Here is a 16,309-nt window from a genome sequence, read left to right as displayed (position 1 = left end):
GTTAACTTAAATATTAATGATTTAATAGCAAAAACATGAACAAATACAACCAAAGGCCTCCCAGAAAATGCCAATAGGTAACACACATTTCCAACTGGGGCAGATTTTGGGAATGAATCTTATTTCTTAGCGACGAAATTAATACAATAATTAGAAAAATCACACCGCTGATGAGATGGAATGCATGTAATCCTGTAAAAACATACATAAAAGACCCTGCCGGATTACCTACAAAATAAACATCTTCTGCCACCAACGCCTCCCAGCTGTACCATTGCCCTATCAAAAAGGAAATTCCTAACAGCGTAGTAATAAGCAATCCTAATTTAAGCGTATTAAAATTATCCTTCTTTGCCGCCAGGTAGGACCAATGCATACTCAAGCTACTCAGCACAATGATCCCGGAGGTATACCAAAATACATTTGGTAAATCAAATTCCAACCAATTGCCTTCGGACTGACGGACAATATAGGCACTGGTCATGCCCGCAAAAACCATCACCACACTTACAATAAAAAGCCACAAGGCAAATTTTTTGGGGTGCATGGATAAGGGCTGCTCCGCCCCTTCTACAAATGCTAATCTCTCTTCCATTCCTACTAAATTTTATCCAATAAATAAGCTATTTGTACGATTGGCAGATACAGAAATGAACCGAACATTATCTTTAAAGCAGACTTCCGGGAACAATCCTTCATTAGCGAAAATGTCTGCGCCAGAAACAATACCCCGCAAACCGTCGCAACGATGCCCGAATTCAGACCTGTAAACCCAAAATAGGTGGGTAACAATCCCAAAGGCAATAAAAACAGGGTATAAATCATGATTTGAATGGCCGTATTCAGATCCTTCTGTCCTCCTGAGGGTAACAATTTGAACCCGGCTTTTTTATAGTCCTCATCACTCACCCAAGCGATCGCCCAGAAGTGCGGAAACTGCCACACAAACTGAATCCCAAATATGATAAGGGCTTCATAAGAAATCCCCCCTGTAGCGGCAGTCCAGCCCAATAGCGGAGGCATGGCACCGGGAATGGCTCCAACCAGTACCGCAATCGGCCCAACCCTTTTTAAAGGTGTGTACACAAACACATACAGAATCATGCTTAAAACACCTAGTCCGGTAGTAAGCCAATTGGTGAAAAAAGCCAGTAACAATATCCCTAACAAAGCGGCCACGATGGTAAACCAATACGCTTCTCTTACCGAAATCAAATGCAAGGGAAGCGGGCGGTTCTGAGTCCTTTTCATGAGCTTATCGTACTCTCTTTCCATTATCTCGTTAGCAGCACCCGAAGCCCCGCTGACCAGAAAACCTCCCGCAATCAATCCAAAAAATGTAATCCAGGAAAAGACCTGCCCGGAATGCCCCAAGATAAAACCGAAAACGGCAGAGAAAGTCACCAATGCCGAAAGCCTGACTTTCAGCAATTCCATATAGGCCCGGAAACGAACTCTCCAGGCCTCTAAAATCAATTTCTCAGATATATCAATTGTATTCATACCAAAACGTTCTCTTCGGAGTGATATTTTACTACTCCCAATTCCAACCAAATATAATATTGAAATCCAATAATCAGGGAACCAAGCAATAAATGAAGCGGCTGAACAAAAGCCGGAATGCCTAAATATGCCATAACAACCCCGGAAATAACCACCATAATCATCAGGCCTACCAGCCATTTAAACCGATTCATCACCCCCCCTTTCCACAATTCTGACAAGCTTATTCTATAAAACAAGTAAATATGTAACCCTATCAATACCAGAGAAAAGGATCGGTGAATATAGAAGGTTGTGCCCAATTCTGAAATCCACAAGCCCCTATTCTGGTATCCAAACTCAGCAGCAATTACATCTATGTGTTCCCGTACCTGCGTACCCAATACAATCTGCACAAACATAAGCAGCATCCCGATTCCCAGCCAAGCTCTAACCCATTTTCGTTCCCCAAAGGAAATAACCGGATTATCTCCTTTAGAAGCCGAAACCAACGTTCCGGAACGGAAATAAATATATAAAAGAAGACAGACTAGCAATAACGCTACGATCATGTGCAAGCTGATCATCCATTGCAACAGATTGGTAGAAACCACGATAGAGCCTAACCATCCCTGAAATACCACCGCAATCAATGCTAGTAGTGACAAAAGCGTAATCTTATAATCCAGTTTACGCAAGCGGATGGACTGAACGAATGTCAATATGATCAGAAGTCCTATAGCTACGCCAATCAACCTGTTCACATACTCTATCCATGTTTTAGTGGCGTTGAAAGGTTCGTGGGATAAAATGGACTCATCTTCTTCTATTTGTCGTGCCAGTGACGAAAATCCCAGACCACTCAATAAAGAAACAAAGCGTTCGTTTTTTTCTACCCTTTTCGCAAGGTAGATTTCCGAATAATCTTCTGGAAGTTGATCCACCGACGTCGGTGGAATCCAACTTCCGAAACATTTTGGCCAGTCGGGACATCCCATTCCCGCTCCGGTACTTCGGACAATGCCACCTACAAGGATAAGAAAGAACACCGCCACCGTGGTGATCAGGCTGATCTTACGGAAGCGGTATACCTCTTTAAGATTCTTTTGTTTCATTGGCTACCAGCACGTCACCCTCTTCCGCCATAATCTCTTTTTCTAACTGTACCAATTTATTTTCATGGGGTAAGTTTGATTCCGGAGTAGCGGACAAAGGCACTGTCTGCGGGATAAAATCTTCTTTTGCTCCAGGCTTACTGTAATCATACGGCCAACGGTAAACGGAAGGAATTTCGCCAGGCCAGTTTCCATGTGCCGGATGAAGCGGCGTGGTCCATTCCAGAGTGTTGGATTGCCATGGATTGAGAGAAGCTTTTCGTCCCTTGTACATGCTGTAGAAGAAATTGAAAATAAATATGAATTGGGCCACAAAGGTGATAATGGAGGCCACCGAAACAAACATGTTCAAATCAGTATACATGTCAGTAAAGGAGAAATTAGTCCAGCTGTAATACCTTCGCGGGAATCCTGCAATACCAATATAGTGCATGGGGAAGAAAACCATGTACACCCCGACGAAAGTTAACCAAAAGTGGACATGTCCTAATTTCTCATCCATCATTCTGCCAAACATCTTCGGAAACCAATGATAAACACCCGCCATCATCCCAAAGAATGAAGCAGCTCCCATTACCAGGTGAAAATGGGCCACGACAAAGTACGTATCGTGTAATTGGATGTCGATAGCCGAATTACCCAAGAAAATACCCGTCAATCCTCCCGATATAAAGAAGGACACCAATCCAATTGAAAAGAGCATCCCGGGGGTAAAGCGAAGGTTACCTCTCCACAAAGTGGTCAGGTAGTTAAATACTTTTACAGCGGAAGGAACGGCAATAATAAGCGTCAGGAACATAAAGATGGAGCCCAGAAACGGATTCATTCCAGAGACAAACATATGATGCGCCCATACCACAAAGGAAAGGATGGTAATCCCCAACATGGAGATAATCATGGCCTTGTACCCAAAAATTGGCTTTCTGGAATTAGTGGCTATCACCTCAGAAGTAATGCCCAAGGCTGGCAATAATACAATATACACTTCAGGATGTCCCAAAAACCAAAACAGGTGTTGGTACAATACTGCACTTCCGCCTGTATTGGGGAGTGCTTCTCCTCCAATGTAAATATCGGATAGGTAAAAGCTGGTACCGAAACTTCGGTCAAATACCAACAATAAGGCCGCAGAAAATAAAACCGGGAACGATAACAACCCAATTACTGCGGTCAGGAAGAATGCCCAGATAGTTAGGGGTAGCCGGGAAAAGGACATGCCTTTCGTCCTGAGGTTAATGACAGTCGTAATATAGTTGATCCCCCCCATCAACGATGAGGCAATGAAGAAGGTCATGGCAATTAACCACAAGGTCATACCCAGGCCAGAACCCGGAATAGCCTGTTCCAGCGCTGACAAAGGAGGATATACCACCCAACCACCGGCAGCAGGTCCTTTTTCAAGAAACAAAGACGCAAACATGATCACCCCTGAAATAAAGAAGAACCAGTACGACAGCATGTTCATGAACCCGGAGGCCATATCTCTGGCACCAATCTGCAGCGGAATCAGAAAGTTTGAGAACGTTCCACTTAACCCCGCCGTCAAAACAAAGAACACCATGATGGTACCATGCATGGTTACCAGTGCCAGGTAGAAATTGGGATCCAATTTACCAGCTGAATCAATCCAACCTCCCAAAATAGGCCTGAGGAACGACAAGTCCATTTCTGGAAAACCAAGCTGCAGTCTGAATAGCACTGATAACAACCCTCCAATAAATGCCCAAAACATCCCGGAAATCAGGTATTGTTTGGCAATCATCTTATGGTCAGTGGAAAATATATACTTCGTTATGAAGTTATCTTTGTGCTCATGGTCATGATGATCGTGATTCGAAACATCATGTGCTGAAACGTTTGCTACTGCCATGTTATATGTAATTTATCAATTAGTTTTATTCTTCGTTTATGTAGATGTCTGCCAATTCTTTTAATTCAGCAGGCAAGTCAGCAACCAATTCTGGATTCCGTTTAATAAATGGCTCTTGTTCGGCTACCCATTTCCGATACTCATCCGGCTCCACTACTTCGATCACCCGTCTCATGGAAAAGTGACCATTACCACAAACCTCCGTACAAGCGATTTCGAATTCAAATTCTTCGTCTCCCAATTCCTGCCTCATTTCAGCAGTGGTCTTATTAGGAACAAACCAAAAGCGCGTCGGCATACCGGGTACGGCATCCATCTTCAATCGCATATGGGGTGCGAAAACCGAATGCAATACATCTCTTGCCCTTATTTTGAACAAAACCGGCTCTCCTTTTGGTATCACAACTTTCTGAGCTGCGAAGTCATCAAATGAATTCTTGTCGGTAAAATCGATTCCCCTTGAGTTAGTGGCCGTTGTTAATCGGTAATCATAATCACCCAACTGGTTATCGGGACCAGGATATCGAATATCCCATGCAAATTGATACCCCATAAGTTCCACCACATGGGCATCCTCTGGTGCAGGGCTGGTAATATCAGACCATGCTTTCCATCCCGACACAACCAATACGGTCAATACGACGGCAGGAACCAATGTCCATATTACCTCCAATTTGTTATTATCGGGGTAATAGGCAGCTCTTTTATTCTCCTTGTACTGGTAATGATAACTGAACCAAAACAGCAATATGTGGGTAAGAATAAATATGAAACCAGTAACGGCCGTGGTAATCCAGAAAAGCCGATCGGTAACAATACCGTGTTCAGAGGCGATAGGCAATTGGTAATTATCAAATTCTTTGAATGAATACCAAAACATCAACCCACCTGCTCCGATAAGAAAAACCATGAATAATATGGCGTTGACTTTATTGCTGGTAGTGGCTATCTTTTTATCAGAGCCTTTGGCAACCGAAATCAGGGTCTGAATCCTGTAAACCATCCAGATCACCAGAATCAGGAGTAATACACCAATAGAAATGAGTAGTCCGTACATAATTTATAACTGTTTCGGAATGTAATTAAATGTGATGATGATAGCTTTCTTCCAACATCGGATGGTTTTTGGCAATCAGGTTATGTTTCGAGAGGTTGCTCAAGGCCACAAAAGCAAATGCAGATCCGTAAACGAGCAACATCCCCAATTCCATCAATCCAACTCCGCCATTGTGCCCGAGTGTTCCCGGCTGTACCATCAGAAAGAAATCGATCCAATGTCCCAAAATAATGAGCGTACAAACCAATTTTAGGAAGATATTGTGCCTTTTTGCATCTCTTGTCATAAGAACAAGAAAGGGTAAAACAAAGTTTAGCACAATATTTACAAATATGTACGGTCCATACACGTCACTAGAAAGCCTTTCGATAAAGTATACTGACTCCTCCGGAATATTAGCATAATAAATCAACAGGAACTGGGAAAACCAGATGTAGGTCCAGAAAATGGAAAACGCGAAAACAAATTTTCCCAAATCATGAATGTGGTTTTGATTAACCATCTCCAGGTAACCCTGGTCCTTAAGAAACACGGTCACCAGCGTAATGGCCGAGAGTCCGGCTACAAACCAGGAAGCAAATACATACCAGCCAAATAAGGTAGAAAACCAGTGCGTGTCAATGGACATTACCCAATCCCATGCGCTGATGGAAGAGGAGACGGCAAAGAAAACAAGGAAGATAGCTGACCATTTTCGTATCGTATACCAATAGGAGGTTCCTCCTTGTAAATCTTCTTCGTAAGACAGGGATTTCAACTTATTGAAAAAGAAAACCCAAAAACCAAAAAACAGCACCATTCGGACGATGTAGAAGATGGGAAAGGTCCCTTTCTCCATCGGCCAGTAGAAAAAGCTGCCTTTTCCATCAATAATTCGATCGTATTCTGCGCTGGTCTTGTCAAACACGTAGCTATGCGTCCAGTGGAAAAGGTCATGATTGGCAATGAAAAAGGTCACCAACATCAAAACAGCTGCTATAGGTAGCCAGTAACCAAAAGAAAGCATGATCCGTAACAAAGCAGTAGACCAGCCCGCCTGCGCGGCATATTGAATGGCGAAGAAGAAAACACCAATGATGGCTATTCCCGTGAAATACACATTATTGATCCAAAGATTAGCAAATAATCGCTGGGTCCAGTGGAAAGCATGCCCTCCTTCTTCTGCATGATCCCCACCCAGTGCGGCTGCAAGTATCCCAAGGACTAACAGTAGTACGCCAATGCCACCCAGAATGAAAATCACTTTTTTTACCGCATCGGTAAAATCAAATTTTTGATCCAAATTATAATTTTTTACCTGTGCCATTATTGCGTCTGAATTTCTTGTTTAACATAGTGTACAATTTTCCACCTTCTGTCAGCCGTAATCTGGGAACCGTGGGCACCCATTCTACCTTTACCATGGGTAATGACATGAAAAATATGGCCTTCAGTTAAGTCAATATAGGCGCCACCCTTCAAATTAGCAACACCACCAATTACCATTCCTACCTTGCCATCTCCTTCCCCTCCGGTGCCATGGCAGGAAGCACAATATTGGACATAGAGTTCCTCTCCTTCGTCAAGCACTTGATCGTCCAACTCGATGGGGTTCTCCACAAGAGCAGCCCCTTCCAAATCCGCTACCCTGAGCCGGTAGGGCAATATACCCTTTGGATCCCTGGGCACGGTATTGGGAACAGGCATACGCATGTTCATCTTGTGTTGATTGTTGGGGTTGCTATTGTAAAATTCTCCCTTACCATCTTCCCGGTTAGAAAGCCACATGCCTTCTTCTTCGTTCGGAATCTGGCTCAATGGCTCATAGGGTATCGAATGATACATCTGTGGGGCGTACTCAGTCCCGGGATAATCTCCTTCTGCAGCACAGGAAGCCATTCCAAGTGAAATCCCAACCACTGCCAGGCTATATATGGATGTTACTATTTTCATTTGATAGCGATTACTTAGTCAAAACTTTTACTATTCACTTCCGTGGCTCCGGATGTCTTCAATGCATCCTTGATTTTTTCCAAATCGACCGAAGCGTTCGTTGCGATATCTATGGCCATGACGTGTTTGTCATCGGTACTCCTCAAATCATAGATCCTTGGTTGCCCCCAGGGCTTCAGATTGCTACTGATCATAAATACACCAACCATTCCAAATGCTGCCAAAAGAACCGTTAATTCAAACGTCACGGGAATGAAGTCCGGAAAAGCAGCGTGGTCCTTACCTCCAATGATCATGGGCCAGTCAAATTTCATCATGTAAAACTGCATGGTCAGTGCCAATGTCGTTCCCAGTACGCCGAACAAAAAGGCCGCAATGGGTAGACTACTTCTTTTGTACCCTAATTCTTCATCCAACCCGTGAACCGGGTAGGGAGAGAACACTTCGTGGATTCGAATCCCGGTTGCACGCACCTCTTTAACGGCATTCAGCAGAATGTCTTCATCATCAAAGATCCCCAGGATAAAATGCTTGTCTCTTTCCATGATTAGTTAATTTTTTTTTCAGATGATGATTTCAAAACTGCCTTTACTTCCGCCATGTTGATCACCGGGAAAAATTTGGCAAACAATAGGAAGGCGGTAAAAAAGAAGCCAAATGTAAAGAGATAGACGCCTACATCGGTGATCGTAGGATAGAACATTACCCAGGAAGAGGGTAGAAAGTCCCGATGCAGGGAGGTCACGATAATCACGAACCGCTCAAACCACATCCCAATATTCACTACCAGTGAAAGGATAAACGTAGCAGCAATAGAGGTTCGGATTTTTTTGAACCAGAATAGTTGCGGAGAAATCACATTACAGGTCATCATGGACCAGTAAGCCCACCAATAAGGACCAAACATCCGGTTCACAAAAGCATACTGCTCAGCAGCTACTCCTGAATACCAAGCCATAAAAAACTCGGTAATGTAGGCAATCCCTACAATAGAGCCTGTGATGATAATTACGATATTCATCAATTCGATGTGCCCTATGGTAATGTAATCCTCTAGTTTGAACACCTTACGGGTAACGATCATTAGGGTGAGCACCATCGCAAAACCGGAGAAAATAGCACCAGCCACAAAATAGGGCGGAAAGATGGTGGTATGCCATCCCGGTATTACCGAAGTGGCAAAGTCAAAGGATACAATCGTGTGCACGGAAAGTACCAAAGGGGTGGCCAGACCGGCCAATATCAGGGAAACGCTCTCGTAGTGCATCCAGGTCTTCGCGGCGCCATCCCAGCCAAAGCTAAGTGCTCCATAGATGGTTTTACGCAAACCGATCGCCCGATCACGAATGGTAGCGAAATCAGGAATTAATCCGATATACCAAAAGACGAGGGAAACAGAAAAATAAGTGGATATCGCAAACACGTCCCATAGCAGCGGAGAATTAAAATTCACCCATAACGAGCCATACGTATTAGGTAAGGGTAAGGCCCATATTGCGCCAATCCAAGGTCTTCCCATGTGAATCAGGGGAAACAGTGCCGCACATATAACCGCGAAAATGGTCATGGCTTCGGCAGCACGGTTAATGGATGTTCTCCATTTTTGCCTGAACAACAATAGTACGGCCGAAATAAGGGTGCCGGCGTGACCAATTCCCACCCACCAAACAAAATTGGTGATATCCCAGGCCCAGCCTACGGTTTTGTTCAGGCCCCACATGCCAATGCCTTCCCAGAGCGTAGCTACCAGGGCCAAACTACCTATCAAAAGTGCACCTAAGGAGACCGCCAACCCAAGCAGCCACCCTACGGTGGGCTTTCCTTCTACGTGCCTGGCGATATCATTGGTAACGTCCTTGTATGTCTTACCGCCGGTGACCAGCGGATCGCGTACGGGTGAAGTAACCTGCATATTTTATCGATTTATTTTTTAAGCTTCGTTTTTGTCCTTATTTCTGATCTTGGTAAAATACCAAACATTGGGGCTAACATTAATTTCCTCCAGCACGTGATAGGCCCTTTCTTCATTGACCTCCTTGATCGCTTCCATTGAATTTTCCTCAATCTTAAGCATTTTGGATACCTTGGAATTGGAATCGTTCATGTCGCCAAATACGAGGGCTTCGGTGGGACAAGCCACGGCACAGGCTACGTTTATGTCTCCATCCTTTACTTCTCTCTTTTCACGCTTGGCAGTAAGTTTACCGGCCTGGATGCGTTGCACACACATGGAGCACTTTTCCATCACCCCTCTGGCTCTTACCGTTACATCCGGATTAAGGACCATTTTACCCAAATCATCGTTTTGGGCGGTATTCACACCCGCAAAATCTTTATTGTCGTGGTACTTAAACCAGTTGAACCTTCGAACTTTATAAGGACAGTTATTGGCACAATACCGGGTACCGATACAGCGATTATAGGTCATCTGGTTCAGCCCCTCGGAACTATGCGTAGTGGCTACCACCGGACACACCGTCTCACAAGGAGCGTTATTACAATGCTGACACATCATCGGCTGGAAAGTCACTTCCGGATTGTCGGCAGCCTCCTCTAACTCTTTATACGAATCGGCCGTTTCCGGTGAACTGTAGTACCGATCTATTCGGATCCAGGCCATTTCCCGGCGGTTCAGTACTTCTTCTTTGCCGACAACTGCCACGTTATTTTCCACCTGACAGGCCACCGTACAGGCGGCGCAGCCAATACAAGAATTCATGTCGATGGCCAGTCCCCAGTGGTGCATGCTGTATTTGTGCCCGGACCATAGGGATATTTTACTGGGTTTTACGAATTCTCCGTCTTTGTAAATTTCCGGATGGTACCTTCCGGCACTAGCATCCTCTTTGTACTCGCCCAGGGTCGCTTCCTGAATGACAAAATTCCTTCCCATGTACGTTTGATGGGTTTGGGTCTGCGCAATACGGTAGGACTCTCCGCTGAGACTAACGCTTACACCTTCCGTTACATCGTAACTAACGTAACCATTACTGCTGTTCAGCAGTGCGTAAGCATTTACGCCCAACCCATCGGCGACCCTACCGGCGGCTGTACGTCCGTACCCCAGTGCCAGACCAAAAGTGCCTTCCGCCTGTCCTGGCTGCACCAGAATGGGGACTGTAAAAGAAACGCCATTGGCCGAAACATTGGCCATTTGGGTGGCTCCTTCTTTCATTTGCAATCCGTTATCGCTGGCCCATTTTTGGGAAACGGTAAGGTAATTATCCCAGGTAGCTTTCGAAATCGGATCGGGCATTTCATGCAACCAGGGGTTGTTGGCAAACGTACCGGAACCAATACCTACTTTGGCATAAATTACCAACTCGGATCCTGAACCTTGTGCCTGATACCTCTTCCCGATCGCAGCAACCGCCGCTGAAATATCTCCTGCTGCAGAAACGGTTTCTTCTTCCCCTTCCATTCCTTCGGCTTCCGAAGCCTGATATACGCCGTCATGAAGGCAATTATCCCAAAAGGACTGAAAATCACTGCCCTCTCCAAGCCCTCCGTGCAGGGCCTGCCAATCTTCTCGGATAAAGTCGTAATAAGAATTCGAATTGCCAGCCCATTTTAAAAAGCTTTCCTGCGCCTGTCGTGTATTAAATAATGGAGTAATGGTAGGCTGCGCCAGGCTGTATAGACCCTTTTTGGGCCTGAAATCATTCCAGGATTCAAGGTAATGATGATCCGGTGCCAGGTATTGTACAAGCGAAGCAGTTTCGTTCTTCACCTCGGAGGTGGCAACGGATACCTTGGCTTTGGCAATCCCGTCTGCCAGTGCCTGTCCGCCACCAAAATCGTATACCGGGTTGCAATTATAAAAAATGACGGCCCCTACACTTCCACTATTCAATTCGCTGACCAATTGGTTCATGCGCTGATCGTCTCCCTTTCGGAAATAAACCGGATTTTGAAAATCTACCGTGGAGCCCGTATTTCCTAATAATTCGTTGATGGCATGGATGATTACCTGAACATTCGGGTCATTCGAACCGGATACCACCAGGCTGTTTCCTCTGTTGGCCCACAATTCATCCGCTGCCCTGGACAGGTGAAGTACATCCAGGTTAGCCCCGCCAGCGCTGCCAGCACCTGCCTTTCCGGCAATCATATTATAAAGCGACAACACCGCCAAACCACTCTGTGAAGGGGCAAGGGGCGTTCGGTAATCGGCGTTTGCACCTGTCAGAGACAGATTGGATTCAAACTGGAAATGCCGGGACATTTCCGGGCTTTCTTTGGAAATTTTCCTGCCTTTGCTATACTGCCGCGCAAATTCAATAGGGGAAATCCAGCTTCCCAGAAAATCTGCCCCAAAACTTGCAATTACCTTTGCCTTATCAAAATGATAAGATGGAAGCGTCCTGGAACCGTAATAGGTTTCACTCGCCCGTGTAATGCCATAATTGGAAATCGGATCGTAGGTAACCAATTCTACATCTCCATAGCGTTCTGCGAACTGCCGGATAGCCCGATCGGTACTTGGAGACAAAATGGTGTTGGAGACAATCTTAATGGACCCGGCAGAAGCAAGCTTGCTTCCCAACTCTGCATCCAATGCAGGCCATTCGGCAGGCTGTCCATTTATCTGGGGACCGGTCAGTCTCGCCTTGTCGTACAGGGAAAGCACCGAGGCTTCTACGATGGCGTTGGTGCCACCCTGAGTGATGGGAGAAAGGGAATTTCCGTCGATCTTAATCGGACGACCTTCTCGTGTCTTCACCACGATAGACGCATAATCACCACCGCTGGCGAAGGTAGATGCGTAATAATTAGGAACGGAAGGGTTGATATCTACGGGCTTGTTTACGTAGGGGATGGCCTTTCTCACCGGTGCTTCGCAAGCTGCCAGGGAGGCGGCCGCCACACTGAATCCCATCATTTTCAGAAAATCCCTTCGGGAGGATCCACCGTCCTCCGATTGATTTTTCTTTGAGGTAAAACCCGGAAATTCCTGATCGGCGTGTTTTACAAACTCGGGATCGTTTGTCAACTGCTCTAAGCCTTTCCAATATGTCTTTTTATTTTCTTTCATTGTATATTAAAGAAAAGAATGTTCGTAAAGATTTAATAGTGACACTTTGCACATTCCAGACCTCCAATGTCCTTTACTTTCAAGGCATCTTTGGATTCAGAATGTAACTGCACGAGTTTATCGTAATATTCATTGCCCCGGGTGGTGATCTCCGTGTTACGGTGACAATCAATACACCAGCCCATGGTCAGTGAACTATGTTGGTATACCACTTCCATTTCTTCGATCGGTCCGTGGCAAGTCTGGCATTCCACACCTCCTACCGCTACGTGCTGGGAATGATTAAAATACGCCAGGTCTGGCAGGTTATGCACCCGAACCCATTCAATGGGCTGATCGTTGTCCACGGCGGCATATATTTTAGCAATTTCCGGAGAAATGCCCTCCTGGCCGCCAACATTTTGTATGTGCATGTGGCAATTCATACAAATATTAGCGGAAGGAATATTAGCTGATTTTCCGATCTCGACGCCCGTATGGCAATACTGACAAGGGATTTCGTACTCCCCGGCGTGAAGCTCATGCGAATAAGCGATCGGTTGCGAAGGCGCATATCCTTCCTGAACACCAATGGTGTATAAGCCATCAACGGCCGTCTTGACTACAAAGGCCAACACAATGGTGGTTACAATCACTATAAAGCCATCACTTTTCAAAATGGACAGGTAGTCGGTCTTCTGGTTGATAAATTCTTTATCATCCGCATCCAGCTTATCGCTGTTGTTCATGTACTTGGTGAGGACCGATACGATCAAACCCAATACCACCAGCACCAAAATCAAAACAATTACCAGCACTACCAGAATAATGGTCAGGTATTCGCTGGGAATGCCTCCCCCGGATCCTCCTCCTGATTCCCCACCAGCACCAGCATCAGCCGCAGCCGCTTCAGGTTCTGCCTTGTCGCCGTATTCAATGTAGGCCAGTAGGTTCATCAGTTCACCATCGCCTAAAAAGTCCATCGGCGGCATGACGGTGTTGTTGTATTCTGCAAACAACTCCACGGCAATGGGATCCCCGCTTTGAATTAAGACCTGAGAATTGAGAATGAACTGCTTAGTCCATTCCAGCTCCCTACGCTCGGTAACGCCTCGCAAGGCAGGTCCAATTAATTTCTGGTCCAGCCGGTGACAAGTTTTGCAGTTGGCGTTGAAAATAGACTGACCCGCGGAGATAGCATCTTCGCTATCCGGTACTTCAGGGTCCACCGCATACGCCTGAAACCCCAAAACGAGGAAAAACAGGACCATCAGGTGGATAACGCGAAAGGAAACCCCTAATAATGAGCGTTTGATCGACATAGTTATATATACTTTTTCAGATTATCTCAGTGCAATTCAAATTCCCCACAAATGTACTACCCAAGTTCTATTTTTCAAACTTGGAGAAGAGGTGGGTATCTGATTGGTTAAAAATTGTAAAATGATTGTAACCTTTTGTATTCCAAAGTATTATAAAACAAGTGTTTGTGTTTTAATTAATTTAGAACCGTTATAAATAACTCCATTTCCATACAATTTTCGAAATAAAATTACCCGGTCGGGTGGTGATAAAGGATGGGTTCGAAATTTTAGTTAAAAATCCAGGCCAGGCTTGAAAATAATATTTTTTACCCGGTTGATTTGAATGGGCAGCTTTTAATTCCTAAATTTGCGCTTCAATTAATCAAAAGGTCGAGTGGCCGAGTGGCTAGGCAGAGGTCTGCAAAACCTTGTACAGCGGTTCGAATCCGCTCTCGACCTCCAAAAAGCATCCCATGGGGTGCTTTTTTTTGTTTCCCGCTTCGGTAACTTCCAGTGGGAATCAGGGTAGCTAAATGACCATCATTCAGAAATGTTGCCGTGGTAAACAAAAGCATGAACCACAGATTTATCAGCTAACCACAAATTAACTCCAAAAAATAAATGGATGCTTATCGATGTCTGTCTGTGGTGAAATAAAACCCTCAAGAACATAAAAAAAGCGCCAACCTAACCGGAAAGCGCTTTTTCAATTTTATAAACAATCTTATTTTTTTGTCTGATCCATTTTTTCCTTCAAAGCAGACAATGCGTCCAAATCTCCCAAGGTGGATTTTTCTCCTCCAGCACCACTGTCGGTCCCGCCGGTAGCTTTCTTCTTTGCTCCCGTAGTCGGTTTCTTAGCACTGGCTTTAGGCATGGCCTCTTCTTTAAAGGTAGCCGTATGCGAAAGCACAATACGCTTGTCATCTTTAGAGAATTCCGTTACCCGGAAGTCCAGGCTTTCGCCAGCTTCCGCCTGCGTTCCGTCTTCCTTCTCCAGGTTTTTGGCTGTCGCAAATCCTTCCAGTCCATAAGGAAGCTCCAACACGGCTCCTTTGTCATTCTTGGAGATGATAGAGCATTTGTGGGAAGAACCGATTGGGAACACGCTCTCGAAGGTATCCCAAGGATTCTCTTCAAGTTGCTTATGACCCAGTGCCAGTCTTCTGCTGTCCAGATCCAACTCCAGTACGATTACGTCTAGCTCGTCTCCAACTTTCACAAACTCGGAAGGGTGCTTGATTTTTTTGGTCCAGGACAGGTCGGAAACGTGTACCAGGCCGTCGATTCCCTCTTCCAGTTCGAGGAACAATCCAAAATTGGTCAGGTTACGGACGATCCCTTTGTGTTTGGTACCGATGGCATATTTCTCACCCATCTCTGCTTTGGTCCATGGATCCTCGGTAAGCTGCTTAATGCCCAAGGACATTTTTCGCTCGTCCTTATCCATGGTCAATACAACCGCATCGATTTCGTCTCCTACTTTTACAAAGTCGGCTGGATTTCTCAGGTGTTGTGACCAGGACATTTCCGAAACGTGAATAAGCCCCTCTACGCCAGGTGCCAGTTCCAGGAAGGCACCATAATCGGCCACATTAACAATTTTGCCCTTGACCTTGGAACCAACTTCCAGACTGGCTGAAAGGGAATCCCATGGATGTGGGGTCAGTTGCTTCATGCCCAGGGATATTCGCTTTTTATCATCATCGAAGTCCAGTACCACGATCTGTACTTTGTCGTCCAGATTAAGCACTTCTTCGGGATGGTTGATTCGGCCCCAGGAAATATCGGTGATGTGCAATAATCCGTCGACACCTCCCAAATCGATGAATACACCGAAATTGGTCATGTTTTTGATTACCCCTTCGAGTACCTGGCCTTTTTCCAGGTTGTTCAGGATCTCGGCTTTTTGCTTCTCCAGATCTTTTTCTATCAACACTTTGTGAGAAACCACCACGTTGTCGTTGGCATGGTTTATTTTCACCACTTTCACTTCCATCTTTTTGCCCACGTAGATATCAAAATCCCGGATAGGCTTCACGTCAATTTGGGATCCCGGCAGGAAAGCCTCTACTCCGTAAATATCCACGATTAATCCGCCTTTGGTTCTACGCTTTACCAGCCCTTCGATCACATTGTCTTCTTCCAACGCTTCCTCGATGGTCTGCCAGGCTTTCACCATTTTCGCTTTCTTGCGGGAAAGGACCAGTTGTCCCAATGAATTTTCCTGCTCCTCAATAAACAATTCTACCTCGTCTCCGATTTTAAGGTCTTCAAGGTCACGGAATTCGTTTAAAGGCACCAGCCCGTCTGATTTGAAACCAATATTGATGATCACGTCCTTGTCGTTAATGCCGACTACGGTGCCGGTAATAACTTCCTTTTCGGTGATCTCAGTAAGGGTCTTGTCGTACAGCTTTTCCATCTCGGCCCTTTCAGCCTTGGTATAGCCTTCTCCAAATCCCTTGGTTTCGAATTTTTCCCAGTTAAAATCTTCTTGATTTGACATATAATATAGTACAACCCTGATTTTCA

The 16,309-nt window shown here is 45.2% G+C and carries 12 protein-coding genes and 1 tRNA gene; 1 reads left to right on the top strand and 12 read right to left on the bottom strand.

Features of this window, described 5'->3' with window-relative positions; translation table 11 throughout:
• Positions 1-13 precede the first annotated feature (13 nt).
• Genes GJS45_RS09465 through GJS45_RS09415 form a run of 11 tightly spaced genes read right to left on the bottom strand, consistent with a single transcriptional unit; the run spans position 14 to position 13,792 of the window.
• On the bottom strand, positions 14-595 hold the full coding sequence (locus GJS45_RS09465; protein WP_162341293.1) for a cytochrome c oxidase subunit 3: 582 nt from the start codon (positions 593-595) through the stop codon (positions 14-16).
• A gap of 5 nt (positions 596-600) precedes the next feature.
• A complete protein-coding gene (gene cyoE / locus GJS45_RS09460) occupies positions 601-1,503 on the bottom strand; it encodes a heme o synthase (protein WP_162341291.1) in 903 nt (300 codons plus the stop codon).
• Entirely contained in the window at positions 1,500-2,597 is a 1,098-nt protein-coding gene (locus tag GJS45_RS09455) for a COX15/CtaA family protein (RefSeq protein ID WP_162341289.1), read from the bottom strand. The genes cyoE and GJS45_RS09455 overlap by 4 nt, the downstream gene beginning before the upstream one ends.
• Positions 2,578-4,467: a cytochrome c oxidase subunit I gene (locus GJS45_RS09450; RefSeq protein ID WP_162341287.1), complete on the bottom strand. Its 1,890-nt coding sequence runs from the start codon at positions 4,465-4,467 to the stop codon at positions 2,578-2,580. The genes GJS45_RS09455 and GJS45_RS09450 overlap by 20 nt, the downstream gene beginning before the upstream one ends.
• 25 nt (positions 4,468-4,492) lie before the next feature.
• Complete coding sequence (locus GJS45_RS09445) at positions 4,493-5,524, bottom strand: cytochrome c oxidase subunit II (RefSeq protein WP_162341285.1); 1,032 nt, start codon at positions 5,522-5,524, stop codon at positions 4,493-4,495.
• A gap of 25 nt (positions 5,525-5,549) precedes the next feature.
• A complete protein-coding gene (locus GJS45_RS09440) occupies positions 5,550-6,830 on the bottom strand; it encodes a quinol:cytochrome C oxidoreductase (protein ID WP_162341283.1) in 1,281 nt (426 codons plus the stop codon).
• The gene (locus tag GJS45_RS09435) at positions 6,830-7,456 is read right to left on the bottom strand and encodes a c-type cytochrome (protein ID WP_162341281.1); all 627 of its coding nucleotides are present in this window, start codon (positions 7,454-7,456) and stop codon (positions 6,830-6,832) included. Before GJS45_RS09435 ends, GJS45_RS09440 begins: the two co-directional genes overlap by 1 nt.
• Positions 7,457-7,470: 14 nt before the next feature.
• Complete coding sequence (locus GJS45_RS09430) at positions 7,471-8,001, bottom strand: DUF3341 domain-containing protein (protein ID WP_162341279.1); 531 nt, start codon at positions 7,999-8,001, stop codon at positions 7,471-7,473.
• Between the two features lie 2 nt (positions 8,002-8,003).
• Positions 8,004-9,368, bottom strand: coding sequence for an NrfD/PsrC family molybdoenzyme membrane anchor subunit (gene nrfD, locus GJS45_RS09425; RefSeq protein ID WP_162341278.1), 1,365 nt, complete (start codon positions 9,366-9,368; stop codon positions 8,004-8,006).
• Positions 9,369-9,386: 18 nt separating this feature from the next.
• The gene (locus GJS45_RS09420) at positions 9,387-12,491 is read right to left on the bottom strand and encodes a TAT-variant-translocated molybdopterin oxidoreductase (protein ID WP_162341276.1); all 3,105 of its coding nucleotides are present in this window, start codon (positions 12,489-12,491) and stop codon (positions 9,387-9,389) included.
• 32 nt (positions 12,492-12,523) lie between these two features.
• Positions 12,524-13,792, bottom strand: coding sequence for a c-type cytochrome (locus tag GJS45_RS09415; protein ID WP_162341274.1), 1,269 nt, complete (start codon positions 13,790-13,792; stop codon positions 12,524-12,526).
• A 370-nt stretch (positions 13,793-14,162) separates the two neighbouring features.
• Here GJS45_RS09415 and GJS45_RS09410 point away from each other — a divergent pair.
• Positions 14,163-14,236: transfer RNA gene (locus GJS45_RS09410), tRNA-Cys, on the top strand.
• 262 nt (positions 14,237-14,498) lie between these two features.
• Here GJS45_RS09410 and rpsA read toward each other — a convergent pair.
• Complete coding sequence (gene rpsA, locus GJS45_RS09405; protein ID WP_162341272.1) at positions 14,499-16,283, bottom strand: 30S ribosomal protein S1; 1,785 nt, start codon at positions 16,281-16,283, stop codon at positions 14,499-14,501.
• Positions 16,284-16,309 lie beyond the last annotated feature (26 nt).

It is taken from the genome of Cyclobacterium salsum, from assembly GCF_010119245.1.
Taxonomy (GTDB): Bacteria; Bacteroidota; Bacteroidia; order Cytophagales; family Cyclobacteriaceae; genus Cyclobacterium; species Cyclobacterium salsum.
Note: the sequence above shows the minus strand (reverse complement) of the source record. Positions and strands in the feature narration are given on the sequence as shown.